Below are 25,712 nucleotides of genomic sequence, written 5' to 3' on the forward strand. Positions count from 1 at the left end.
TTATGTGTTTAAGTAACTTGCCGGAGGATAATGATTTAATACTGAGTTTTTAGTGATTTATTAGCTTTGTGGTTAAAACACTTTAAAATCATTATAAATAACAGCGAAATGGTTGTAGTTAATGTCTATTTGGTTTATTTTTGTGGTATATTTTAAAACAAATTACTCAAATCTTATGGCACAATCTGCATTATTGAAGTCGTCAATAGCTAAAAAAGTTGCTATGGCGCTTTCAGGACTTTTTCTGATGTTGTTTCTAGCACAGCACTTCTTTATCAATATGACCTCGGTGTTTAGCGCCGACGTATTCAATTCTATTTCGCATTTTATGGGGAATAATCCCTTAGTTCAATTTGTAATTCAACCAATTTTGATCGTTGGAGTTGTTTTTCACTTTATAATGGGCTTTGTTTTGGATATTAAAAACAAAAAAGCAAGACCAATCGCTTATGCAAAAAACAATGGTGCTGCAAACTCTTCTTGGGCGTCAAGAAATATGATTATTTCCGGTTCAGTGATTTTGGCGTTTTTAGGTCTGCACTTTTATGATTTCTGGGTTCCGGAAATGGTGTATAAGTATGTAGCGTTTAATCCACTTGACGAAACTAGGTATTTTCATGAATTAGCTGAAAAGTTTGAAAGTCCAGTTCGTACAGGATTGTATAGCTTAGCTTTTGTGTTGTTATCGTTGCACTTGAAGCATGGGTTTAGTTCTTCTTTTCAATCGGTAGGTTTCAATAATAAATATTCTAAAGGACTGAAAAATTTCGGATTAGCTTTCGCATTTGTAGTTCCTTTTGGGTTTATTTTTATTGCATTATTTCATTATTTCAATCATTAATATTCAATTATCAATGGCATTAGATTCAAAAATTCCAAGCGGTTCAATTTCGGACAAATGGACAAATTATAAAGATCATATTAATTTAGTTAACCCTGCAAACAAGCGTAATTTAGATGTTATCGTTGTTGGAACAGGATTAGCTGGAGGTTCTGCTGCTGCAACATTAGCAGAATTAGGATATAACGTAAAAGCTTTTTGCTTTCAAGATTCACCTCGTCGTGCACACTCTATTGCTGCACAAGGAGGGATCAATGCGGCAAAAAACTATCAAGGAGACGGTGATTCTGTATTCAGATTATTTTATGATACCGTAAAAGGTGGAGATTACCGCTCTCGTGAAGCAAACGTTCATCGTTTGGCTGAAGTTTCTACTAATATTATTGATCAGTGCGTAGCGCAAGGTGTGCCTTTTGCACGTGAATATGGAGGGTTACTAGATAACCGTTCTTTTGGAGGAACTTTAGTATCGCGTACTTTTTACGCTAAAGGACAAACAGGACAACAATTGTTGCTAGGTGCGTATTCAGCAATGAATCGCCAAATAGGACGTGGTAAAATAACAATGCACAAGCGTCACGAGATGCTAGATCTAGTAATCGTGGACGGAAAAGCAAGAGGTATTATAGCTCGTAATTTAGTTACAGGTGAAATCGAAAGACATTCAGCTCACGCTGTTGTTATTGCTTCTGGAGGATATGGAAACGTTTTCTTTTTATCTACCAATGCAATGGGATCTAATGCTACTGCAGCTTGGAAAATACATAAAAAAGGAGCCTTTTTTGCGAACCCTTGTTATACGCAAATTCACCCAACATGTATTCCAGTTTCTGGAGATCATCAGGCAAAATTAACCTTGATGTCTGAGTCTTTAAGAAATGATGGTCGTATATGGGTACCAGCAAAACTAGAAGATGCTAAAGCGATTCGTGAAGGGAAATTAAAACCAACTCAAATTGTTGAAGCCGATAGAGATTATTATTTAGAAAGAAGATATCCTGCATTTGGGAATCTTGTTCCTCGTGATGTAGCTTCTCGTGCTTCCAAAGAAAGATGCGATGCTGGTTTTGGAGTGAATAAAACAGGCGAAGCTGTATACTTGGACTTTGCTGCGGCAATTCAACGTTACGGAAAAGAACAAGCACACATAAAGGGATTAGATGAAAAGGATGCTGAAGTAATTGTCAAATTAGGTACTGATGTGGTTGCCAATAAATACGGTAACTTATTTCAGATGTATGAGAAAATTGTAGATGAAAATCCATATGTAACTCCTATGATGATTTATCCTGCAGTACACTACACAATGGGTGGAACTTGGGTTGATTATAACTTGCAGACTACTATTCCTGGATGTTTCTCTATCGGGGAATCAAACTTTTCGGATCACGGTGCAAATCGCTTAGGTGCCTCTGCTTTAATGCAAGGTTTAGCTGATGGATATTTTGTATTGCCTTATACTATTGGAGATTATTTATCACCTGATATTAAAATGGGACCAATCTCTACCGACTCGCCAGAATTCGCTGCCGCTGAAAAAGGAGTGAAGGACCAGATTGAAAAATTCATGAACAATAACGGAACACAATCTGTTGACCACTTCCATAGAAGATTGGGTAAAATTATGTGGGACAAAGTTGGAATGGCTAGAAACGCTAAAGGTCTTAATGAAGCGATCACAGAAATTGCAGCGTTACGCGAAGAGTTTTATAAAGATGTTAGAGTTCCAGGAACTGATAAAGGATTCAATCAAGAATTGGAAAAGGCCACTCGCGTTGCCGATTTCTTAGAGTTGGGAGAATTGTTCGCAAAAGATGCGTTACACCGTAATGAATCTTGTGGAGGTCACTTCCGTGAGGAATATCAATCTGCCGATGGTGAAGCACAGCGTGATGACGAGAACTTCGCTTATGTAGCCGCATGGGAATACAAAGGGAAACCAAGTGATGCCGTTCTACATAAAGAAGAATTAATTTTCGATAATGTTAAATTAGTAACTCGTAGTTATAAATAGTAATTTGTCGAAAGTTAAAAGTTAGGAGTCTCAATAAAATTGGACTTTTGACCTTCGACTTAAAGACTTTCAAATTTAAAAAGATGAAACTTACATTAAAAATATGGCGTCAGAAAAACGCCCAAGATAAAGGAGCAATGGTCGACTATCAAATCGACGGAATTGAGCCAGATATGTCGTTCCTTGAAATGCTTGACGTATTTAATCAAGACTTGATGAATAAAGGGGGAGAACCAGTAGCGTTTGACCACGATTGTCGCGAAGGAATTTGCGGAATGTGTTCTTTATATATTAATGGTGAAGCGCACGGACCTGATAGAAAAGTAACCACTTGCCAACTGCACATGCGCATGTTCAAGGACGGGGATACAATCACTATTGAGCCATTTCGTGCAGGTGCTTTTCCTGTAGTAAAAGATTTAGTTGTTGACAGAAGTGCTTTTGATAGAATTCAACACGCTGGAGGATTTATATCTGTAAACACTTCAGGAAATACAATCGATGCAAACACGATTCCAATTAATAAGCAAGATGCAGATGATGCGTTTGATGCGGCGACTTGTATTGGTTGTGGTGCTTGTGTTGCTTCTTGTAAAAACTCATCAGCCATGCTATTCGTAGCTGCAAAAGTATCTCAGTATGCTTTATTGCCGCAAGGAAGAATCGAGGCGACTGATCGTGTATTAAACATGGTACACCAGATGGATGCTGAAGGTTTTGGTAACTGTACTAATACTGGAGCATGTGAGGTGGAATGTCCTAAAGGAATTTCTTTAGAGAACATCGCACGTATGAACAGAGAATATCTTTCTGCAAGTATGAAAGGATAAGAACATTTTAGCCAAATGGCGAAATAGATAGTTTTAAAAAACGCATTCATTCACTTGGATGCGTTTTTTGTTTTTGGGCTGCCCTGCGCAAAAGCTCCGGTCGGGCTATGCGTTGCAATCTTTTATTCCATTTCATTTCATAAAAGGGTTTTCACTGCTATCCCTCATCCTAGAGAAAGAGTTTAGAGCATAGAAAATAGAAAAATGAGACTTACACTATTTACTCTCTTTTATGATTTTAGCCGATGGCCGAAATGATAAATAAATCCGTAATTTTATGTAATTGACTGCTATTCATCACTTGAGAGAAATGAAGAGCTAAGAATAAAGAATATAGATGTATTTTGTTGATTTCAAATACTTGATTTTTTGATTGGATTTGCGTCGTTAAAAACAACCAATATTAAAATTATTTTACGAACGGAAAAGGTTAGGGTTTTTTGTTTCTATTTATCCCGATTCCCCGGAATCTTCAATCCGTTCCTGAAAATAATTCGACGAATAAATCTTAAAATTTGGGTAAAGTTTTTATTTAATTCGCTTAATCCGTCTCATTTGCGTTCCGTTTTAAAGCAGAGTAATTCAAAATAACACCCCATCATCTGTTTGCCATATTTTTAGTAATTTTATAAAATGAAAGTAGCCTTAATTCAATCCGCCTTAGTTTGGGAAAACCCAGAAGCAAACAGAACGTATTTTGAAGAAAAAATCAATTCAATTACTGAGGAAGTAAATCTAATTGTGCTTCCTGAAATGTTTACTACCGGCTTTACGATGAACCCATCAGCAGTTGCCGAGACTATGGAAGGCAAAACGGTAGTCTGGATGCAATCTTTGGCGAAAGCTAAAAATACAGCCATTACAGGAAGTGTAGTAATTGAAGAAAATTCAAATTTTTACAATCGCATGTTATTTGTTTTTCCGTCAGGCAAAATTGAGCATTATGATAAAAGGCATTTGTTTACGCTAGCCGGCGAAGACAAAGTTTATTCAAGAGGCATTCAGAAATTGATTGTAGACTACCTAGGTTGGAAGATCTGTCCTTTCGTTTGTTATGACTTACGATTCCCAGTTCTCTCTCGGAATGTAGAGAATTACGACTTGTTACTGTATGTGGCAAGCTGGCCCAAAACAAGAATTAAAGCTTGGGATACCTTACTTGCTGCGCGTGCTATCGAAAACATGAGTTACACTATTGGCGTAAATAGGATTGGGAAAGATTCTAATGGTTATGAATATGTAGGACATTCTCAAGCAGTAGATTTTCTGGGTGAATCTATCTTGGAACCACAAGAATCGGAAGGTGTTTTCTTTGTTGAATTAAATAAAGAAAAAATGATGCAAACGCGATCAAAATTAGACTTTTTGAGTGATAGAGATGCTTTTGAAATACTCTAAGCGCTATTCTAAAGCCCTTTCTTTTTCTCTTTTTCCTATTTCTTTTTGGGTTCTGGAGTATAAGGAAGGCTCACATCAAAAACTTGTTCCACATCCCAGTTTGCCCGTACGTCTATTTCTTTCGAGAAATAAATGACTTCTTCGGCATATCGTTTTTCTAAATAACTGCCGGAATCATAAGCCTTATTTTTGTTTTCGTCATAAATAAGACGCAATGTAAATTGCGCGGGTTCTAGTAAATTAAAGTCCACGGTGGAATTGCTTTCAGAATATTCGCTTGCAATCAGGTCTCCTTTGGGATTCGTCAATTCAACAATAACAGGGAAGCTTTTAACGTTTTGTAGTATCACCCTTAGATTGCCGTATTCTGCAGTGCTTTTCGTATTCACTTTATAGGTCAAAGTGTCATTTGATTTTTCATAAAAGTCAGTTAATGCACCTGGTAAAATAGTGAAGCTGTATTTTTCGGAAGGTTCTTTCTTGAAATCAAAAAACAATTTTTGGTTAAAGTCATCATATTCGGAGGTAAAGGCTACTGGAATAGAATCGTTTGCTGTCAATTTTATTTTTGTGTTATCAAAACTAACCAAAGGAGTGGCAGATTCTAAGGTAAATCGATCTCTGAAATTTAAAGTACCAGTAGATAAAGCAGAGATGTTCAAACTGTCTTTTTTCTGTTCTTTAATTTTCAACACGAAATTAGCTGAGTATTTGTTTTTAGTTACTTCTAATGCCAGAGAATCGACCTTCAAAGGCTTGTACCATATTTGGAGTGAATCTTTTTTAGGGAACTGTGTTACAATAGTAGCCAAGGTTTCACTATTGTTTTTTAAAGCTATTTTAGGTCTCGAACTTGCCTGTTTCATATTGCCTTCATAACCCATCAAAAGTCGATTTCCGGATGCTTGAATAGGTCTGTATCCTTTAAAAGCGGATGTCTCCTTAAACAGGCTCAATTCGTAGGTGGTGTCGGTAGGGATTGTAATATAGTCCTTGATAAATCCGATTTTATCTTCTCTAGGATTGAATTTATTGTTGCTGTTTTTATCTTTCATAGCCACAAGAAGGTACTTTCCTGCTTTTAAATTCTCTAATTTGAAAGTTTTCATACTGTCAAGTGTATTCGTAATATACCTTGGGGATTCTTTATAAACGATGGAGTCATTAAATGCGTCATTGGCCTCATAAAGCATCACGGAAACGAAAGATTCCACTTCTTTACTGTACGCATCTTTTATTTTTCCACCCAAAGTCAGTGAATCAATATACTCTCCAGTCGAAAAGACATATTTGAACTGATTAAAAGGGTTACCTTCGTTATTATCGGCTATACTTTGGCCAAAGTTGAAACTATAGGTGGTATTGGGTAGTAAAGTATCCTTTATTTTTATCGTAAGATATTTAGTTGCAGATGTCGGCGCTATTAGCGGCTCATTCTTCATAGGAGGAGAAATGACCAATTGTTTATTTAAATTTTTGAGCTTAATATTTTCATCGAAGACTAATTTAATTTCATTTTCCTTAAAGTTTGTGCTGAAGTTTTTTGGGAAGCTCATTTTTAATACGGGAGCAATGCTATCTTTCAAACCTCCAGTAATCGTTCCTCTTTTGGCACAGCCTACCACAATTAAAAGTGTCAGTAAGAGAATGTATTTTAAATCGTTTTTCAACATATCAAATTTGTATTAGAGTTTACAAAATAACAATTATAATTAATGGAATTGAAATTTTTTATAGATTTATTATGCTCGTGTAATTAGTCTAGTTTTTGCGAGTCTTCTTATTTTTTAGATTTTAATATGTAGATTTACAACAACAGGAAGTTGGGGTACAAGACTCATGATTAATAGGTTCTTTGGACTAAATTTTAATAAAAGTATTAAATAATGAAAAAAATAGAGCACGTAGGGATCGCCGTTAAAGACTTAGCCGTTTCAAATTTAATTTTCGAAAAATTGTTTGGTGCGCCAGCCTACAAGTGTGAAGAGGTGGAGAGTGAAGGGGTGTCGACTTCGTTTTTTAAAAGCGGACCAAATAAAATAGAACTTTTGGCAGCCACAAGCCCTGAGAGTCCCATTGCTAAGTTTATAGAAAAAAAAGGAGAGGGTGTTCATCATATCGCTTTTGCTGTAGAGGATATTGTGTCAGAAATCGCGCGTTTGCAGAAAGAAGGCTTCGTCGTCTTGAATGAAACACCTAAAAAAGGTGCGGATAACAAACTGGTGGCTTTTCTGCATCCAAAAAGTACAAATGGGGTTTTAATAGAATTATGCCAGGAAATAAATTAATTTATTTGTTCGAAAATTTTTATAAATCTAATAATCAGCCGTTTTCGACATCAAGTGGTTTGTAATTGCAATTAACTATGAATATGAGGTAAAAATATTTGCAGTAAACGAAAAATAGTATTAATATTGCAAACTCTAAACCGGTCCTATAGCTCAGCTGGTTAGAGCACCTGACTCATAATCAGGTGGTCCCTGGTTCGAGCCCAGGTGGGACCACTACTAAAAAAAGACTTCACATTCAAGTGAGGTCTTTTTTGTTTAAATAGTTTGCACATAGTTTGCGCAAAATTGTATTCCAAGACCATAATTTATCCTTTATGGCAAACATTAAAACGCTCTTAGACATTCGTAGAGCAAAATCTGATGGAACATTTAACATCATCTTTAGAATCATTGATTTTAAGAAAGTTTACACCATTAATTCAGGTATTTCCCTTCAACAGCATTATTGGGATGAAAAAAAAGGGCAAGTGGGAAAGGCACACCCAAATTCCAAGCTTCTTAACATCAAACTCTCCAAGGACTTCTTTAAAATCGAACAAGCTGTTCTCTCATTAGATGATGAATTCTCTATTGAGAAGCTCAAAGCGATGTTCTCTGGGAAGCCTCAAGATGAAGCTCCTGAAACATTCCAAGTATTTGCTGATAAAATCATTCAACAAATGATGGAAGCTAACAGGGTTGGTAATGCAATGGTCTACCAAACAGCAGTTAACAGACTTATCGCTTATTGTGAGAAAGATGTTACCTTTCTTGAAGTTAATTACAAGCTCTTAGACCAGTTTAGTCATCATTTAACCACCTCAGGACTTAAAATCAATAGTGTGTCAAACTATTTCAGATCAATTAGAGCTATCTACAATAAGGCAATTAAGATGAAAGTGGTTGACAGGTCATTATATCCATTCCATGATATCAGTATCAAGAGTGAAAAGACAGTAAAAAGAGCTATTTTAAAAGATGATATTGCCAAGCTTTTAGGAATTCACGTAGAGAAGAATTCAACCTCTTGGAGGGCGCTAAATTATTTCATGCTGAGCTTCTATCTTCGTGGGATTTCTTTCACCGATTTAGCCTATTTAAAGTACTCAAACATCGTCGACGGTACAATTGAATACAAGAGAAGAAAAACCCACAAAAACTACAGTGTGAAGTTGTTTCCTGAGGCAGAATCTATAATAAATCAGATGCATATTTCAGGAAGTGATTATCTACTGCCGATTATTCCATTTGGAGTGACAGAAAACAGTATTAGGGCTAAAAAAATCATTCATCAATGCATCAAGACCACAAATAAATATTTGAAGCGATTATCTGCAGAGGTTGATCTAGGTTCTCCTGTAACAACTTATTCAAGTAGACATTCATTTGCCACCATAGCTAAGCGAATGGGCTATTCTAACGAGCTTATAGCAGAATCACTCGGGCATGAGTATGGGAATAAGATCACTAACATATACTTAGATGCATTTGAAGTAGAAGTGCTTGATGCAATGCATCAGCATGTGATTAAAATGTAACTCTGTATCTTATAAAAGAATGTATTAAAAAGTATTAATTGATTATGCTTCTACAGGAGAACGAGATTAATTAAGTCTTTTGTAGGAGCTCTTATCAGTACCAATAGTACCAGATGAGATTGCTTTAGAAAGTTTCATCTTATTCTTGTGAAGCTCACCATTTACTTTATTGATAGCTATAAGTTCTGGTGCTACTTTAGATATTACTTGCTTCAATTTGTAATGATCAGTGCTTACAAGACGAATTTTACTGCCTCTAGAGTGTATTAAGTTCCACAGTTTAACAGGGTCAGTATCCATTAGCTTCTGGATAGATATGTAAGCGTTATCTAGTTTAATGCTATCTTGAATCCTAAGCCTACTAGAGATACAAAAGTCATCTAATCTTCTACTCATCTTGTTGTATATCTATATGTTATGGGAAGCCCAAAGGTAATGCCAATTTTTTAAGCATACAATTTTTGAACCTTCAATTTATAAACAAAATGGGGCTGTTTTCAACACATATGTGACAAATGGGACAAAATATTCTTCAAATAAAAACTTACACACAAATGATGAGCTGTATTCACAACACCCCCTAAATCATCCTTCAAAACCAAAAACTATATTTGGGAGCCATATACTATTAATATAGCTTTAAGTTGGTTATTTGGAGTATTTTCAATACATCATTTAATAAATTATTATCCAAAAATTTTTTAACTAGTTTGGTTATTTTGATGTGTACGTAAATTTTAATACGCATCCCAGTCAAAACCCCCTAGTGTTATTTTCAAGTTCGATAGCCCTCCCTATGAAGGCTGATTTAAAAAACATTTTGACTAAATGTTAAAAAACCGTGTATTTTTTTTAAGTGTGAAATAGAATCTTTAATAATAAATAAGTGTTTTGAAATAAATTATGTTTTGAAATAATTATGGGCAGCTTATGGGCTATTTAAATTATCTGTTTTCAGTATGTTTGTAAATTATCAAATAGTTATGAAGTATGTTATTTTATTATTAATCAGTATTTCGGGGTTTAGCCAAGATCTTCACCACCAAATGCTGTCCTCACAAGGTAAAAGCGTTGTAATGAGTAACGGAGTGCTAATAAGTCAAACTATAGGGCAGCAAAGCGCTATTGGTAACTTTAAAAATGGCTATACAGTTGGGCAAGGTTTTCAGCAAAGTAATTGGAAGAAAATAGTTGCAAAAAATATTGAAACCAATATTTCAACCATAACGTTTCCTAATCCTTTTATTTCAAGAATAAATTTTCAGTTTTCTAAACAAATTACAGACAAAATTCAAATTGCAATTTTTGATGTTAGAGGTAGATTAATTTTTCAACAAGAAAAAAGAGCAAATAATAATATTCTAACAATTGATTTAGAATCTATTGCATCAAGCAATTATCTGGTAAAACTAACTGCTGAAAACTATACTTATTATACTCAAATCTTAAAAAAACAATGAAAAAAAAAATACTGCTAATGGTGATTTTAGGTGCATTACAGAACTTACATTCACAAGAAATTTATTTTTATTCAGGAAAGAATTATACCAATTATGATTACAAAGATAATGCAGGTTTTTCAAATCCTGAATTACAAAAAGGTAGTGGAGTTTTTTATGAAATGGGTTATGCGATACCATTAGCTAATGAAAAAATCAGTTATGCTATAGGATTAAATTTAAACGATTACAATGCTATTGGAGGAAATAACGTCAATTCTTATTCATGGAATTCACAATATTTAGGAGTAAAAAATTCTATATCCTATTCATTATTTGATAGGAGAAGTTTTGATATCGGTATTAGTGGAGGTATTACTATTGCTACACTAGTGTATGGAAAGCAAATTCGCAATGGTACTTACCTTGACCTAATGTCACAAAAAGAATTCTCTGGTGTAATTGTTCAACCTTTTTTAGGATTCCAAACTAGATATAACATTTTACAAGATGGCTATTTAAGTTTTGGTTATAACTTTTCTAAAAGCTTTAATGTAACCAATAGTACTAGCGAGAAATTATCTTTTAACAATAGTCAGTTACAATTCGGAATTCATTTCAATATGCAATAATCTACAATCATGAAAAAAAAATACTTTTATTTCTTACTACTTTGTAGTTCCTTTCTATATTCTCAAACCAGTGGAATAACTTATCAAGCGGTCATTCTAAATCCTATAGGAGAACGTATTCCTGGTTATAACAATGACAGAACTCCGCTTATAAACAAATTAATCTGTTTGCAGTTTAAGATAATGGCAGGAGCTTCACAAATAGAGTATCAAGAAAACTTAACCACTACAACGGATGAATTTGGAATGGTGAATGTTGTCATTGGAACTGGCGTTCCATCAGGAGGAACTGCCAGCTCATTTAGTGGAATTGTTTGGAATGGAACTCCAAAAAAATTAATTGTTGAGTTAGATTTACAAGGAACCTGCTCCTTTTTCACAGAAATTAGCAATCAACCTTTTACGGCTGTTCCTTATGCAATGTATGCTGCCAATGCAGGTATGCCAGGTGTCGCTGGACCATCTGGAGCAACAGGTTCACAAGGGATTCAAGGTTTAACGGGATTAACAGGGCCTCAAGGAATTCAAGGTCTAAAAGGAGACATCGGTTTGATAGGACCTAATGGGCCACAAGGAGATATAGGATTAACTGGTATAGCTGGAGCAACTGGACCTCAAGGTATTCAGGGTTTTACAGGTGCAATAGGGCCTCAAGGGCCAAAAGGTGATACTGGTGCTACTGGACCGCAAGGTATTCAGGGTTTAATAGGATCTACTGGACTTCAAGGCATTCAAGGATTAAAAGGCGATATAGGATTAGCAGGTGCAACAGGAACGCAGGGTGCTAAAGGTTTAACAGGACCGACTGGACCACAAGGAATTCAAGGTTTAATAGGCTCACAAGGTCTTATAGGATTAACTGGTGGTACAGGTCCTCAAGGACTAAAAGGAGATATTGGATTGACTGGACCTGCGGGTCCACAAGGATTAAAAGGTGATACAGGCTTGGCAGGTACTGCTGGAGCTACTGGAGTAACAGGACCACAAGGAATTCAAGGCCTAAAAGGAGATACAGGATTAACTGGACCTCAAGGAATACAGGGATTGACAGGTGATACGGGTTTAGCTGGTTCAGCAGGCCCTCAAGGACTAAAAGGTGATACAGGATTAACAGGAGCAACAGGACCGCAAGGCATTCAAGGGCTTAAAGGAGATACAGGTTTACCTGGAGCAACTGGACCACAAGGTTCAGCTGGTTTGAACGGAATAAATGGTGCTGTTGGTGCAGCTGGTCCGCAAGGGCCTATTGGGTTGACGGGTGCAACGGGTTCACAAGGACAAATAGGCCTAACAGGACCTACTGGAGCAACAGGAACACAAGGTATCCAGGGACTAAAAGGTGATACAGGATTGGCAGGAGCCATTGGGGCAACTGGTCCACAAGGAATTCAAGGACCGCAGGGTCTAATTGGATTGGATGGACCTACTGGATCAACAGGATCACAAGGTATTAAGGGTGATATTGGAGCCAATGGTATTGATGGTACGCAAGGTATTCAAGGTATTCAAGGAATCCAGGGTTTAACAGGACCACAGGGTATTGCAGGACCTAACGGTATAGACGGAGTTGACGGCGCTACTGGTCCACAAGGTCCACAAGGTCCATCAGGTCCATCAGGAACGAATGGCATATCTATTAATTGGCTTGGTACGTTAACAGCAGCACCAATTACCCCTTCAATTAACGATGCTTATTATAATAGCACTGAGGGCAAATCTCTTATTTGGAACGGTGCTTGGGTAATTTTAGCAAAAGATGGCACAGTACCTACTTCTGGTAGTAATGCCAATACTTTAATTTATACGACAAACGGATTTTAATACTAAAAACAAATACAATGAAAACAATTTTATTAACACTAGCTATCGCATTTTCATGTACCATTTTTGCTCAAGGTGATTTACAATTCAATCAAGTAGTAACTAAGACAGGCACATCAACAGCCACTGCAACAACTTACACGGTACCAACAGGAAAAATATGGAAAATAACTGGTGTTTTTAGTGGTGCATATGCCAGTAATGCCTCCTTTTTTGGATTAAATATTAATGGAGCTAAAATTGTGAAAGTAAATCATTCTAATAATGGAAATGGATACGTAAATAACGACCCTATTTGGCTTAATGCTGGAGATACTGTCGCTATTTATGCAGGGGAACTTGGTACTGGTGGGATAGTTGCTGTAAATCCAGATTATGCTTGGACGATTTCCATCATCGAATTTAATGTAGTGCCTTAGGCATAGCATTATTACTTATAAAATATAACTTTACAATTAATGAAGATACTTAAAATAATAGTACAACTTATATGATACTGGTTCAGAGATTCCTTTAACGGCAAATCTTTTTCCAAACTTTAGTTATTTAGGGGGGGGCGTTAAAACTTTCTAGTCCACCAAATGTTGGTTGGATTAACATGAATTAGTAATTTTAATTAACTTCATACATTTTAGTATTCATAAGAAACAAATTAAGTTAAAAAGGAGTTCTTATAAATTTAAATACAACTTGCTGATGTGGTATTAATAAACTATCAATTTGTTTGTTGAAAGTCGTAAAAGGCTTATCTTATACTATAATATCTTCATCAGGCATCTTATTGCAGCCTACCATAAGAAATCGAAGCAAGAAGAAATATAAAAGTTTACTCATTTTAATTACAGATAAATTTATTAATTCATTAAAACAAATATACTAAGAAAAAAAACAGGAGCTTTATTGCTAGAGTGTTTGCATCAACCCAAGCTATGTTGCATTTTTAAACATTATAGTTTAGTATAAAAACAATATCTTCGTTACAAAGAATAAGGGCAAAATAAAGGTCTCTCTTTGGTCGTTCATTTTGTTGCATGATGCTTTTCCAGTCAGTCGTGCCTCCTTCCATTCCAAAGATCACTTCACTACATAAAAATAAAAGCAGCTTGAAAATAAGCAGCTATTATTCTTATTCCGTTCGTTCATCATTTCACACAATCACTTCCTTCGTTCGTTAGGGCTAATAAATCCAAAATACATCTTCACTCAGTTACACTTCGCAAGCTACGTTTCTCTTCATTTCAGAAGTATTTAGTCTTTCGCCCTATGTTTTTTCAGCGGTTGCACCTATGCCCAGCAGTTGGGTTTGCTCCGTTATCACTTTGCATTAAATTAAGGAACGCTACGCTGTCTTTTATTGTTCTCCCAACGAAACGCTCTAAGTCTTTCGCATCACTTCGCAAAAGCTACGTTCTGCTCTCATCCTTAGGCTGCTGTTCATGGCCGCAACTCCGCAGCTTGTTCCTCTAAAAATATTCCGTAAACTCCATATTTTTATGCGGTATAGCTGGTCGTTAGTCTTACCAATAACATTTTGCTAAAACATAAAAAAATCCAGCAAATTTAGAGTTCATTCTTCACTTTCAGTCAGTCAATGCTTCCTTCCATTCTCGTTCATCACTACCTCAATTTGTAGAGCTTTCTTTTTTTCTTTTTTGTTTTGAAAAAATAGTTATAAATTTGAAGTAGTATAACAAATATATTTAAACCAGGTTTTGGTTTGCACATAGTTTGTACAATCAGTGAAAGACTTTTAAAATATACAGTTTCCTTCTTAGCTCAGCTGGTTAGAGCACCTGACTCATAATCAGGTGGTCCCTGGTTCGAGCCCAGGTGGGACCACAGCAAAGCCCTTAAAATCTATGATTTTAAGGGCTTTTTTAATTATATAAAGATAGCATTTGTCCGAGAATTGATAACCGCTTTGTTTTTTAGGAAATAGGATATTGAAGTCAATTTTTTTAATCAGTTCGTAGGAAATAAGTTAAATTAATTTTTTTATAACAATTGTTTTGCTAATTTTGAAAATTATGAAAATTGCATCAAACAGATTCATTATTTTAACAGTCTTAGTTATTGGATGGTTTTCTGTGATTGCTGGTAATAATCCGCCACAGCCTAATCCTATGGGGAAAAATAATGCAGCAATGGATGATTCTTTTCCTCCTCCTCCTCCTGGCCTTCCTGTCGATGAGAATATTTTTGTTTTATTTAGCGTTGCGATATTATTAGGAACTTTTATTATCTATAAGAACAACTTAAAAGCAAAAAACCCAATCTAAGTTGGGTTTTTTGCTTTTTATAATAAATCATAATTTTATTTTTTTGCATACAATCGAGACACGTACTTACCTATTACGTCAAATTCCAGATTTATTTTTGTCCCTACTTTAAAGCTGTTGAAGTTGGTGTGTTCGTATGTGTATGGGATAATAGCTACACTAAATTCATTCTTTTTTGAGTCCACTACCGTTAGGCTTACCCCGTTTACGGTAATTGAGCCTTTTTCAATAGTAATGTTGTTTAGTGCTTCGTCATATTCAAAAGTATAAAGCCAGCTGCCGCCAGTTTCTTTTGCTACAATGCAGGTTCCAGTCTGATCTACATGCCCCTGTACCATATGACCATCGAGCCGATCGCCTAGTTTCATCGCTCTTTCAAGATTAATACTGTCGCCAGTCTTCCAGTTCCCCAGATTTGTTTTTCTTACCGTTTCATCAATAGCTGTTACCGTATAGGAGGTGTCCTTTATGGCGACCACGGTTAAGCAGATGCCATTGTGAGCTACACTCTGGTCAATTTGGAGTTCGGCAGTTATGGGCGAGTCCACTGTGATATGAAGGTTGTCTTTGTCTTTTCGTATTTCCTGGATAGTACCAAGGGTTTCTATGATTCCTGTAAACATTTCTTATTTTATTTTACTAAATTTGCACTTCAAAATTAGCAATAAATAACTTGTGGTCATGATGAAAAATGCAGAAAATATTATAGTAGGAATTTCAATAGGAGATTTAAACGGTATTGGAAGCGAAGTGGTACTGAAAACTTTTGAGGATTCACGAATGTTAGAGCTGTGTACGCCTGTTATTTTTGCCAATGTAAAAATAATGTCATTTATAAAAAAAAATATAGATTCGACGGTCGCTTTGCATGGTATTGATAAACTAGACCAAATTCTACCAGGAAAAATTAATGTTTTGAACCTTTGGAGAGAAGGTGTGGACATAAACTTGGGGGTTAACGATGATAAAGTTGGCGAGTATGCGGTGAAATCGTTTGTAGCAGCTACTACGGCACTAAAAAATGGATTGGTAGACGTTTTGGTTACGGCACCTATAAATAAATACAATATCCAGTCGGAGTCTTTTAAGTTCCCAGGTCATACGGATTATTTAAATCAAGAATTGGAAGGGAATGCGTTAATGTTGATGGTTCAAGATAATTTGAGGGTTGGGTTGCTGACAGACCATATTCCTTTGAATGAAGTCGCTTCGCATCTTACGGAAGAGTTGATCAAGCAAAAAATTGAAACGGTAAAGCAGTCGCTAATCCAAGACTTTAGTATTAATAAGCCAAAAATTGCTGTCTTGGGTTTAAACCCTCATTGCGGTGATGGCGGGGTTATTGGTAAGGAAGACGATACGATATTAAAACCAGTACTTAAAAAATTATTCGAAAAGGGAACTTTAGTTTTTGGGCCCTTTGCTGCCGATGGTTTTTTTGGGAGTGGGCAATATGAAAAATATGATGCTGTCATAGCAACGTATCACGACCAGGGATTGATTCCCTTTAAAACATTGTCATTTGGTAATGGCGTAAATTTTACAGCAGGGTTAAATAAAATTAGGACTTCACCAGATCACGGCACCGCTTATGATATCGCTGGGAAAGGGATTGCAGATTACAACTCTTTTAAGGAAGCCGTATATCTTGCCTTGGATGTATATCGCTCAAGGTTTCAGCATGCAGAAATTAGCCAAAAACCGCTTAAAATTAAAGAAAAACAGCAGTAAAGAAAAAAAGATAAATAAGCTTATTAATTTTATAATAATTTTATATCTTTGCACTCCCGAAGTTTGGGGTAAAATTGTGTCGAAATGAATAAAACTAAACAATATTTAATTCCTTTTGTAGGGTTAAAGCTAGGCAAACATCATTTTGAATATCAAATAAATAAAACGTTCTTTGAAATCTTTGATTACGATGAATTTGAAAATTCGGATATCAAAGTAAATGTAGTTTTAGAGAAAAAAGGTACGATGCTCGAATTAATTTTCAAGCACCAAGGGACAGTTAACGTGCCTTGTGATCTTACTAGTGAAGATTTTGACTTGTCTATAGAAGGTGAGATGAAATTGATAGTGCGTTTTGGTGATGTGTATAATAGTGATAATGAAGAATTGCTTATTCTGCCTTTTGGAGAATTTGAAATAGATATCTCACAATACATATACGAAATGATCGTGCTTTCAGTCCCTCTAAGGCGTGTTCATCCAGGAGTAAAAGATGGCAGTTTAAAAACTGAAGTGCTTACAAAACTGAATGAAATGACACTGAAAGAACAAACAGAAGTAGAAGAAACAGAAAATAAAGAAGAGAATATAGACCCGCGTTGGGACAAATTAAAGCAACTATTAACGGATAAATAATATAGTAAAATGGCGCATCCTAAGAGAAAAATCTCCAAAACAAGAAGAGATAAAAGAAGAACACATTACAAAGCTACAGTAGCACAGATCGCTACTTGCCCAATCACGGGTGAGGCACATTTATACCATAGAGCCTACTGGCATGAAGGTAAAATGTACTACAGAGGGCAAGTTGTTATAGATAAGTCTGTAGCTGTTGCTTAATGCATTTTTTTTGTAAATGATATTGGAACTCTCACATCGTGAGAGTTTTTTTGTTGTCTATAACTTTGTTAAATAAGAAGTTCAAAACTAGTGCTTTGGATTTTTTTTTGTAGATTTCAACTCTTTTAAACGTTTTTCCAAATGGTAACATTTGAAAAAAAATATTCGAATACAATGAATACAATTACAGCCGCAATAACCGCTGTTGGAGCTTACGTTCCCGACTTTGTTCTTTCAAACAAAGTGCTAGAAACAATGGTCGATACAAATGATGAGTGGATAACTTCAAGAACAGGGATTAAAGAAAGAAGAATTCTCAAAGATGAGGATAAAGGAACTTCTTTTTTAGCTATTAAAGCAGCTCAAGACCTATTGTCTAAAATAGATGTCGATCCTTTAGATATTGACTTAGTCATCATGGCAACTGCAACACCAGACATGCCAGTAGCCTCTACGGGAGTTTATGTCGCTACTGAAATTGGAGCGACGAATGCTTTCGCTTACGATTTGCAAGCAGCATGTTCCAGCTTTTTATTTGGAATGTCAACTGCAGCTGCGCACATTGAATCGGGTAGGTACAAAAAAATATTATTAATTGGGGCGGATAAAATGTCTTCGATTGTAGATTATACTGATAGATCTACCTGCATAATCTTTGGAGATGGTGCAGGAGCAGTTTTATTTGAACCAAATTATGAAGGACTAGGTTTACAAGATGAATATTTAAGAAGCGACGGTATAGGCCGAGATTTTCTAAAAATTGATGCTGGAGGATCTCTTAACCCAACTTCATTAGAAACAATAAAAGGAAACAAACATAATATCGTTCAAGATGGTAAGACTGTATTTAAATATGCAGTAACAAACATGGCCGATGCGAGTGAGTTAATCCTTAAAAGAAACAACCTAACTAACGAAGATGTTAATTGGTTAGTTCCGCATCAGGCAAATAAGCGTATCATAGATGCTACAGCCAACAGAATGAATTTAGAAGAATCTAAAGTTTTGATGAATATAGAAAAGTATGGAAATACTACCTCGGCAACCCTGCCTCTGGTGCTTAATGACTTTGAGCACCTGTTCAAAAAAGGAGATACCATTATTTTAGCGGCATTTGGCGGAGGGTTCACTTGGGGGTCTATTTATTTAAAATGGGCATACGACAAAAAATAAATTTAAACTAAAAACAAATAATTATGGATTTAAAAGAAATTCAGAACTTAATCAAATTTGTAGCAAATTCGGGAGTTGCAGAAGTTAAATTGGAAATGGATGATGTAAAAATCACTATCAGAACAACTTTGGAAGGAAACTCAGATACCACTTATGTGCAGCAAGTGCCTTCTCAAAGCCCATTTCAGCAAGCTTTAGCACCACAACCAGTTGCTCCAGTCGCTTCTGCTCCAGTTGCAGTTGAAGAGGATTCAAAATTTATTACTATAAAATCTCCAATTATAGGGACTTTCTATAGAAAACCATCTCCTGATAAGGCTATGTTCGTAGAAGTAGGGACTACTATAGGTAAAGGGGATGTTCTTTGTGTTATAGAAGCAATGAAATTATTTAACGAAATCGAGTCTGAAGTTTCAGGTAAAATCGTAAAAATATTAGTTGACGATATGTCTCCTGTTGAATTTGACCAACCTTTATTCTTAGTTGATCCATCTTAATTAATTTTAAATTATACATTTCAGAGGACGATTTCGTTATCTGAAAAAATTTAAAAGTCACAATTAAAATTTAAAAAAAGATGTTTAAAAAAATATTAATTGCAAATAGAGGAGAAATTGCACTTCGTATAATACGAACTTGCAAAGAAATGGGCATCAAAACTGTGGCTGTTTACTCTACTGCTGATGCAGAAAGTTTGCATGTTAGGTTTGCTGACGAAGCTGTTTGTATAGGGCCTCCTCCAAGCAACTTGTCCTATTTAAAAATGTCAAATATTATTGCAGCTGCAGAAATAACAAATGCTGATGCAATACATCCCGGATATGGATTTCTTTCTGAAAACTCAAAGTTTTCAAAAATATGTCAAGAACACGGAATAAAATTTATTGGAGCTTCTCCTGAAATGATTGACAGAATGGGCGATAAGGCATCTGCCAAATCGACTATGATTGAAGCTGGTGTTCCTTGTGTTCCAGGTTCAGTGGGAATTTTGGAGTCATTCGAACAAACTCAAGAAATAGCAAAATCTTTTGGATACCCGGTAATGCTTAAAGCTACTGCTGGTGGTGGAGGTAAAGGAATGCGTGCCGTTTGGAAAGAAGAGGATTTATTAAAAGCTTGGGAAGGTGCTCGTCAAGAGTCAGCGGCCGCGTTTGGTAACGACGGAATGTATCTTGAAAAATTGATTGAAGAACCACGTCATATCGAAATTCAAGTGATTGGAGATTCTTACGGAAAAGCCTGTCATCTTTCTGAGAGAGACTGTTCTGTGCAACGTCGTCACCAAAAACTAACTGAAGAAACTCCTTCTCCATTTATGACAGACGAGCTGCGTTTGAAAATGGGAGACGCTGCGGTAAAAGCAGCCGAATATATTAAATATGAAGGTGCTGGTACAGTAGAATTTTTGGTTGATAAACACCGTAATTTCTATTTCATGGAAATGAATACTCGTATTCAGGTAGAACACCCAATTACTGAACAAGTAATCGATTATGATTTAATACGTGAGCAAATATTAGTTGCTGCTGGTGTCCCTATTTCAGGTAAAAACTATACGCCACAGTTACATGCTATTGAGTGTCGTATTAATGCGGAAGATCCTTACAATGACTTTAGACCTTCACCAGGAAAGATAACAACATTGCATATGCCAGGAGGCCACGGAGTTCGTTTAGATACTCATGTATATTCTGGGTATACGATTCCTCCAAATTACGATTCGATGATTGCAAAACTGATTACTACTGCACAATCTCGCGAGGAAGCAATTAGTAAAATGAGAAGAGCACTTGATGAATTCGTAATCGAGGGAATAAAGACAACAATACCTTTTCATAGACAATTGATGGATGATCCAAGATATATAGCTGGAGATTATACTACGGCTTTTATGGATACCTTTCAAATGATTGCTCCTGAATAGGATGATAAATTTATTTTAAAAACCTCACTGGAAAGTGAGGTTTTTTTATGGTTATTTTTGAACTTACAAAGTTTCTTTCAACCATTTAAAAAATTCTTTTTGCCAAACCTGTGCGTTTTGAGGCTTAAGAACCCAATGATTTTCTTCAGGAAAGTAAACGAACCTACTTTTTATTCCGCGTAATTGTGCTGCTTGAAAAGCTTCTTGTCCTTGTCCAATAGGCACACGAAAATCTTTACCTCCTTGATAAATTAATATTGGAGTGTCCCATTTTTCAACTAAAGTGGCTGGATTGAATGTGGTGTAGGTTTTTTGGGCAACTGCGTTGTCTTTTTCCCAATAGGCACCTCCAAAATCCCAATTGCTGAAGAAAACTTCCTCAGTGGTTCCAAACATACTTTGGGTATTAAATACCCCGTCGTGTGCAATAAAAGTTTTAAATCGGTTATTGTGGATTCCAGCTAAATAAAAGACGGAGTAGCCACCGTAGCTTGCGCCAACGCAGCCTAGACGTTCTTTGTCTACATAGCTTTCTTTGGCCACATCATCAATAGCTGATAAGTAGTCGTCCATTACTTGTCCGCCCCAGTCCTTGCTTATTTGTTCATTCCATTCTACTCCGTGTCCTGGCATTCCTCGACGATTGGGTGCTACTACGATGTATCCGTTGGCCGCCATTAATTGAAAATTCCAACGGAAAGAATAAAACTGTGTCAATGCGGCTTGTGGTCCGCCTTGACAATATAAAAGAGTTGGGTATTTTTTTGAAGCATCAAAGTTAGGTGGTAGAATTACCCAAACTAGCATTTTCTTACCATCAGTTGTGGTAACATATCTTCTTTCGGTTTTGCTTAACGCCAAAGAATTATAAGTATCCGTGTTTACATTAGATAATTGTTTCCAAGTTTTTTTCTTCATGTCAAAAGAAAATATTTCGGAAGCATGATTCATGTCGGCTCTTGTAACAATGATGTTATTACCTGAGAAGCCCACGATTTCATTAACGTCAAAATCACCCTTGGTAACTTGTTGAACTTGGATTGCAATTTTTGTTAAACCTGGGAAATTAACTTCAAATAGTTGTTTAGTACCATCAATTGCTGCATTAAAATAGATTGTTTTACCGTCTTTACTCCAGGTAAAACTATCAACTGTTCCATCCCAATTAGCGGTCAGGTTCATTTTAGTTCCTTTAAAATCAACTATGATGTCATTTTTATCTGCTTCATAACCCTCACGCTTCATTTGTAACCAAGTCAAATTTCCTGAAGGCGAAAATATAGGTGCAACGTCATATCCTAGATTATCTTCAGTTCTATTTACCGTTTGTCCTGTTTCTATATTATATTGGTAAATATTCGTATTTGTGGAGATGGCATATTGCGTACCCGCTTTTTTCTTACTAACGTATAAAATGTGTTTACTGTCGGGAGACCAAATATAATCTTCGTCACCACCGAAAGGTTTTTGTGGACTATCAAAGATTTCTGATCCAAGAATGTCTACTCCAACAGCTCCTTCACTATTCTCTTTGTAAAGGACATGGTTAAACTTGCCTTCATTCCAAGTATCCCAATGGCGATAATCAAGGCCGTCATAGATTTGCACTTCTGACTTATCTAATTTGGGATAAAAGTCTTTTCCAAGAACATTACTAAGCTTTACTTCCTCGTTATAAACAATGTATTTACCGTCTGGAGATATATTTTTGTCTTTTACTAAATCTTTATAAGATTCAACTTCTGTTGGAGCTCCGCCATTAACGGGGATGAAATAATATTTTGAATTTGATTTGTTTTCTTCAATTGAAGGAATTGATACTTTGTAAACGATGTTTTTTGTGTCATTAGAGATGCCTAAGGGAGTTACTCTACCCAATTCCCAAAGGGTTTGGGGTGACATTACATTTTGACCAAGAGCACTTAAACTTATCATAGTTAGGGTTGTAAGGAGTATTTTTTTCATTTTAATAGTGTGATTTTTCTTGACATAAAAATAGAAAATTTAAGTTAGTTGCTTGTCGCTTTTGGAATTCTTTTAGAGTAGATCATTACTTTAGCTGTTCTATTTTTTTTAAATACTTAAAGACTATACAGAACTTCTTTTATTTTAATTTTAGTTTATTGCATTATATAGCTGCAGTGGGAGCAAAAAAATATTATTTTTATAAAAAATTAAAGCATGCAATTAAGTTATTGGGAGTTAAAAAATTGGTTTACAGACGTTAATTATACAGTTGTAGGAAGCGGGATTGTAGGTTTGCACGCTGCTCTACGCTTGCGCGAAAAATTCCCAGACAGCAAAATAGTAGTTTTAGAAAAAGGAATGTTACCCCATGGCGCCAGTACTAAGAATGCGGGCTTTGCTTGCTTTGGAAGTATTTCTGAGATAATCGATGATTTAAAATCCCATTCTGAGGAAGAGGTTTTTAATCTGGTTCAAAAACGCTTGAAGGGATTACAATTATTGCGAAAAAGACTCGGGGATGAACAGATCGACTTTAAACCACATGGCGGTTATGAGCTGTTTTTAAAAGAAGACGAGAGTTGTTATGAGGAATGCGTTAAGAAATTGCCTTTAATCAATGAAATATTAAGACCACTTTTCAAAGCAGACGCTTTTGTAAAAGAAATTGATCGTTTTGGTTTTAATGGGATTCGGGAGCACTTAGTTTTTAACCCATTCGAGGCGCAAATCGATACAGGAAATATGATGCAGGCCTTGTTGAAAGAGGCTGTTTCTGAAAATATATTAATTTTGAATCAGCAGACGGTTACTTCCTTTTTAGATAAGGGCCATGAAGTCGAAATCGTATTAGATGATTTTAGTTTTAGTACTAAGAAAGTTTTGTTTGCTACAAATGGTTTTTCAAATGAATTAACTAGGGGAGCAGTGAAACCTGCAAGAGCTCAGGTTTTAGTTACGGAACCAATTAAAAACCTAGATATCAAAGGAACTTTTCATTTGGATCGCGGCTATTATTATTTTAGAAATATTGGCGATCGAATTCTATTAGGTGGAGGGAGAAACTTGGATTTTGATGCTGAAACTACAACTGAGTTTGCCCAAACTGAAATTGTGCAGAGTAAATTAGAACAGTTATTAAAAGAAGTGATTTTGCCGAATCAAGAGGTTAAAATTGCGCATCGCTGGAGTGGGATAATGGGTATAGGTAATAGCAAAAACCCCATTGTTTCCCAATTATCTGAAAACGTGTATTGCGGAGTGAGATTAGGAGGAATGGGAGTCGCCATAGGAAGTTTAATAGGAACAGAATTAGCAGATTTAATATAATGGCTACAAAAATCACACAAAGAAAACCCGCAAAAAAACCAGTAAAGAAAGGATCGAGTAGCTTTATGAGCAAATTAAGTCGGTTTTTATTTAAAGTTTTTTTATGGTTTTTAGGAGTATCCGTTTTTTTTGTTCTGCTTTTTAAGTTTGTACCAGTGCCGTTTACACCGTTAATGGTAATCCGTGCAATCGAAAATAAGACGGCTGGCAAGGAAGTGTATTTTAGTCATGACTGGGAGCCTATCGAAAATATATCGGTTAATTTACAAAAAGCAGTAATCGCAAGTGAAGACGGAACCTTTTTGAAACACAGTGGTTTTGACTTTACGGCGATGCAAAAAGCATATAAAAACAACGAGCGTGGCCGAAGGATAAAAGGAGGCAGTACTATTTCGCAACAAACAGCCAAAAATGTATTTCTGTGGCAGGGACGTAGTTACTTAAGAAAAGGGTTAGAAGCCTATTTTACGGTTCTTATAGAAGTTATTTGGGGCAAAGAACGGATCATGGAAGTGTATTTGAATAGTATCGAAATGGGCGATGGCGTTTATGGAGCACAAGCGGCGGCTGAGCATTGGTATAGAAAAGACGCTGTGAATCTTACTCCAATTCAAGCAGCTGGAATAGCAGCTATTTTGCCTAGTCCTAGAAAATATACTGCTACCAGTTCGTCGTCCTATATCAACAATCGAAAATCAAAAATTATGCGCGTGATGCGTACTGTTGGAAAAATAGAATATTAGATGTTATGTAAAAAAGCACTCCTTGTTTTAGCGGTTATGATGTCGTTTCTTGCTTTTGGGCAACAGAAAAATACTGAAATAGGAATTATTACAGATAACGACTTGTATACTTCTTCACGGAATGATAAATACTATACCAATGGTCTCGAGGTATTTTATCGATTTTTGAGTAAAAATAAAAAGGAAGAAGTAAACAAAGAAATCACCCAAATAAGCATAGGGCAGTACATTTATACACCTAGATTCTTAAACTCTCCCAGAAAAGAAATTATGGACCGCCCTTTTGCTGGATACCTTTTTGGGGAGATAGGGAAAAACATATTCTATAAAAATGAATCTGTTTTTAAAATAGATTTGCAAATTGGTGTTGTTGGGCCAAATTCTTTTGCCAAAGAAACACAAAAAAATTTTCACGATTTAATGGGGTATAAGGTGGTTCGTGGTTGGGAATATCAAGTCAAGAGTGCGGTTGCTGTTCAAACTCATTTCTTATTTTCAAAAAAGATTTTTTCAAAAAGGGATAACAAGGCAGTCGATTTGCATTTTCAATCTGAAGCTAATTTAGGAACAATCTTTACAGGAGGCTCAGCTGGTTTTATGACTAGAATAGGGTTTTCAAAGCTAGCTCCTATGTATGATTCTAATTTTTATGGTGGATCGATAGGAAGCAAGGCAAAGGAATTTTATTTTTATATTGCGCCAAGTATGAACTATCAGTTGTATGATGCTACTATTCAAGGAAGTCTTTTTAATAATAATAGTCCCGTTACCTTCGACTTGGTTCCCTTGCGGTTTAATGGGGAAGCAGGTCTTAAATACCGAAAAAATAATCTAAATCTATCTTAGCCTTTATTTACAGAGGAAAAGAGGTGAGGAATAAAGATAACAAAGGATATTTTTATGGCTCGATTTCCGTTTCTTTTTTATTTAAATAGAACGAGACTT

The 25,712-nt window shown here is 35.8% G+C and carries 24 protein-coding genes and 2 tRNA genes; 22 read left to right on the plus strand and 4 right to left on the minus strand.

The window, feature by feature from the left end; all coding sequences use genetic code 11:
• Positions 1-175: 175 nt before the first annotated feature.
• The 4 genes from ACEN2H_RS03060 (at position 176) to ACEN2H_RS03075 (ending at position 5,083) form a co-directional block, all read left to right on the plus strand.
• Entirely contained in the window at positions 176-841 is a 666-nt protein-coding gene (locus ACEN2H_RS03060; protein ID WP_441730291.1) for a succinate dehydrogenase cytochrome b subunit, read from the plus strand.
• A 13-nt stretch (positions 842-854) separates the two neighbouring features.
• Positions 855-2,855: a fumarate reductase/succinate dehydrogenase flavoprotein subunit gene (locus ACEN2H_RS03065; RefSeq protein WP_441730292.1), complete on the plus strand. Its 2,001-nt coding sequence runs from the start codon at positions 855-857 to the stop codon at positions 2,853-2,855.
• A gap of 83 nt (positions 2,856-2,938) precedes the next feature.
• Positions 2,939-3,685 (plus strand): succinate dehydrogenase/fumarate reductase iron-sulfur subunit, encoded by a 747-nt coding sequence (locus ACEN2H_RS03070; protein ID WP_441730294.1) that lies wholly within the window; start codon positions 2,939-2,941, stop codon positions 3,683-3,685.
• Between the two features lie 633 nt (positions 3,686-4,318).
• Positions 4,319-5,083, plus strand: a complete 765-nt coding sequence (locus tag ACEN2H_RS03075; RefSeq protein WP_441730296.1) for an amidohydrolase — start codon at positions 4,319-4,321, stop codon at positions 5,081-5,083.
• 35 nt (positions 5,084-5,118) lie between these two features.
• Here ACEN2H_RS03075 and ACEN2H_RS03080 read toward each other — a convergent pair whose 3' ends face one another.
• Positions 5,119-6,756 carry an Ig-like domain-containing protein gene (locus ACEN2H_RS03080; RefSeq protein WP_441730298.1) on the minus strand — a complete coding sequence of 546 codons (1,638 nt, stop codon included), beginning with the start codon at positions 6,754-6,756 and terminating at the stop codon, positions 5,119-5,121.
• 213 nt (positions 6,757-6,969) lie between these two features.
• On the opposite strand from ACEN2H_RS03080, the gene mce reads away from it, so the two are divergent.
• The 3 genes from mce (at position 6,970) to ACEN2H_RS03095 (ending at position 8,891) form a co-directional block, all read left to right on the plus strand.
• Positions 6,970-7,371, plus strand: a complete 402-nt coding sequence (gene mce / locus ACEN2H_RS03085) for a methylmalonyl-CoA epimerase (protein WP_441730300.1) — start codon at positions 6,970-6,972, stop codon at positions 7,369-7,371.
• Positions 7,372-7,513: 142 nt separating this feature from the next.
• Positions 7,514-7,587 (plus strand) — tRNA-Ile (locus ACEN2H_RS03090).
• Between the two features lie 101 nt (positions 7,588-7,688).
• On the plus strand, positions 7,689-8,891 hold the full coding sequence (locus ACEN2H_RS03095) for a phage integrase SAM-like domain-containing protein (protein ID WP_441730302.1): 1,203 nt from the start codon (positions 7,689-7,691) through the stop codon (positions 8,889-8,891).
• A 66-nt stretch (positions 8,892-8,957) separates the two neighbouring features.
• Here ACEN2H_RS03095 and ACEN2H_RS03100 read toward each other — a convergent pair whose 3' ends face one another.
• Complete coding sequence (locus ACEN2H_RS03100) at positions 8,958-9,191, minus strand: hypothetical protein (RefSeq protein WP_441730304.1); 234 nt, start codon at positions 9,189-9,191, stop codon at positions 8,958-8,960.
• Between the two features lie 659 nt (positions 9,192-9,850).
• Between ACEN2H_RS03100 and ACEN2H_RS03105 the strand changes: the two genes are divergently transcribed.
• From ACEN2H_RS03105 to ACEN2H_RS03130, 6 genes are all read left to right on the plus strand, one after another.
• Positions 9,851-10,351 carry a T9SS type A sorting domain-containing protein gene (locus ACEN2H_RS03105; protein ID WP_441730306.1) on the plus strand — a complete coding sequence of 167 codons (501 nt, stop codon included), beginning with the start codon at positions 9,851-9,853 and terminating at the stop codon, positions 10,349-10,351.
• Positions 10,348-10,962 (plus strand): hypothetical protein, encoded by a 615-nt coding sequence (locus ACEN2H_RS03110; protein ID WP_441730307.1) that lies wholly within the window; start codon positions 10,348-10,350, stop codon positions 10,960-10,962. Before ACEN2H_RS03105 ends, ACEN2H_RS03110 begins: the two co-directional genes overlap by 4 nt.
• A 9-nt stretch (positions 10,963-10,971) precedes the next feature.
• Positions 10,972-12,783, plus strand: a complete 1,812-nt coding sequence (locus tag ACEN2H_RS03115) for a hypothetical protein (RefSeq protein ID WP_441730309.1) — start codon at positions 10,972-10,974, stop codon at positions 12,781-12,783.
• A 17-nt stretch (positions 12,784-12,800) separates the two neighbouring features.
• Positions 12,801-13,202: a hypothetical protein gene (locus tag ACEN2H_RS03120; RefSeq protein WP_441730310.1), complete on the plus strand. Its 402-nt coding sequence runs from the start codon at positions 12,801-12,803 to the stop codon at positions 13,200-13,202.
• 1,354 nt (positions 13,203-14,556) lie between these two features.
• Positions 14,557-14,622, plus strand: a tRNA-Met gene (locus tag ACEN2H_RS03125).
• 188 nt (positions 14,623-14,810) lie between these two features.
• Positions 14,811-15,062, plus strand: coding sequence for a hypothetical protein (locus tag ACEN2H_RS03130; RefSeq protein ID WP_441730312.1), 252 nt, complete (start codon positions 14,811-14,813; stop codon positions 15,060-15,062).
• A 35-nt stretch (positions 15,063-15,097) separates the two neighbouring features.
• Here the strand turns inward: ACEN2H_RS03130 and ACEN2H_RS03135 are convergent, their stop codons facing one another.
• Positions 15,098-15,685: a riboflavin synthase gene (locus tag ACEN2H_RS03135; protein WP_441730314.1), complete on the minus strand. Its 588-nt coding sequence runs from the start codon at positions 15,683-15,685 to the stop codon at positions 15,098-15,100.
• Positions 15,686-15,743: 58 nt separating this feature from the next.
• Here ACEN2H_RS03135 and pdxA point away from each other — a divergent pair, with 58 nt between their 5' ends.
• The 6 genes from pdxA (at position 15,744) to accC (ending at position 20,730) form a co-directional block, all read left to right on the plus strand.
• A complete protein-coding gene (gene pdxA, locus ACEN2H_RS03140) occupies positions 15,744-16,793 on the plus strand; it encodes a 4-hydroxythreonine-4-phosphate dehydrogenase PdxA (protein WP_441730316.1) in 1,050 nt (349 codons plus the stop codon).
• Positions 16,794-16,877: 84 nt separating this feature from the next.
• Positions 16,878-17,429 (plus strand): YceD family protein, encoded by a 552-nt coding sequence (locus tag ACEN2H_RS03145; protein ID WP_441730318.1) that lies wholly within the window; start codon positions 16,878-16,880, stop codon positions 17,427-17,429.
• A 9-nt stretch (positions 17,430-17,438) separates the two neighbouring features.
• Positions 17,439-17,633: a 50S ribosomal protein L32 gene (gene rpmF / locus ACEN2H_RS03150; protein WP_007137315.1), complete on the plus strand. Its 195-nt coding sequence runs from the start codon at positions 17,439-17,441 to the stop codon at positions 17,631-17,633.
• A gap of 174 nt (positions 17,634-17,807) precedes the next feature.
• The gene (locus ACEN2H_RS03155) at positions 17,808-18,806 is read left to right on the plus strand and encodes a beta-ketoacyl-ACP synthase III (RefSeq protein ID WP_441730320.1); all 999 of its coding nucleotides are present in this window, start codon (positions 17,808-17,810) and stop codon (positions 18,804-18,806) included.
• Positions 18,807-18,829: 23 nt separating this feature from the next.
• Positions 18,830-19,303 carry an acetyl-CoA carboxylase biotin carboxyl carrier protein gene (gene accB, locus ACEN2H_RS03160; RefSeq protein ID WP_441730322.1) on the plus strand — a complete coding sequence of 158 codons (474 nt, stop codon included), beginning with the start codon at positions 18,830-18,832 and terminating at the stop codon, positions 19,301-19,303.
• 80 nt (positions 19,304-19,383) lie between these two features.
• A complete protein-coding gene (gene accC, locus ACEN2H_RS03165) occupies positions 19,384-20,730 on the plus strand; it encodes an acetyl-CoA carboxylase biotin carboxylase subunit (RefSeq protein ID WP_441730324.1) in 1,347 nt (448 codons plus the stop codon).
• Between the two features lie 63 nt (positions 20,731-20,793).
• On the opposite strand, the gene ACEN2H_RS03170 is transcribed toward accC, so the two are convergent.
• Entirely contained in the window at positions 20,794-22,695 is a 1,902-nt protein-coding gene (locus ACEN2H_RS03170; protein ID WP_441730325.1) for a S9 family peptidase, read from the minus strand.
• 216 nt (positions 22,696-22,911) lie between these two features.
• On the opposite strand from ACEN2H_RS03170, the gene ACEN2H_RS03175 reads away from it, so the two are divergent.
• Genes ACEN2H_RS03175 through ACEN2H_RS03185 form a run of 3 tightly spaced genes read left to right on the plus strand, consistent with a single transcriptional unit; the run spans position 22,912 to position 25,613 of the window.
• A complete protein-coding gene (locus ACEN2H_RS03175; RefSeq protein ID WP_441730327.1) occupies positions 22,912-24,024 on the plus strand; it encodes an NAD(P)/FAD-dependent oxidoreductase in 1,113 nt (370 codons plus the stop codon).
• Entirely contained in the window at positions 24,024-24,767 is a 744-nt protein-coding gene (mtgA, locus tag ACEN2H_RS03180) for a monofunctional biosynthetic peptidoglycan transglycosylase (RefSeq protein ID WP_441730328.1), read from the plus strand. The genes ACEN2H_RS03175 and mtgA overlap by 1 nt, the downstream gene beginning before the upstream one ends.
• On the plus strand, positions 24,768-25,613 hold the full coding sequence (locus tag ACEN2H_RS03185; protein WP_441730330.1) for a lipid A deacylase LpxR family protein: 846 nt from the start codon (positions 24,768-24,770) through the stop codon (positions 25,611-25,613). It begins immediately after the preceding gene.
• Positions 25,614-25,712: the final 99 nt, after the last annotated feature.

This window comes from Flavobacterium sp. W22_SRS_FP1, from assembly GCF_052113685.1.
In the GTDB taxonomy this organism is placed as follows: Bacteria; Bacteroidota; Bacteroidia; order Flavobacteriales; family Flavobacteriaceae; genus Flavobacterium.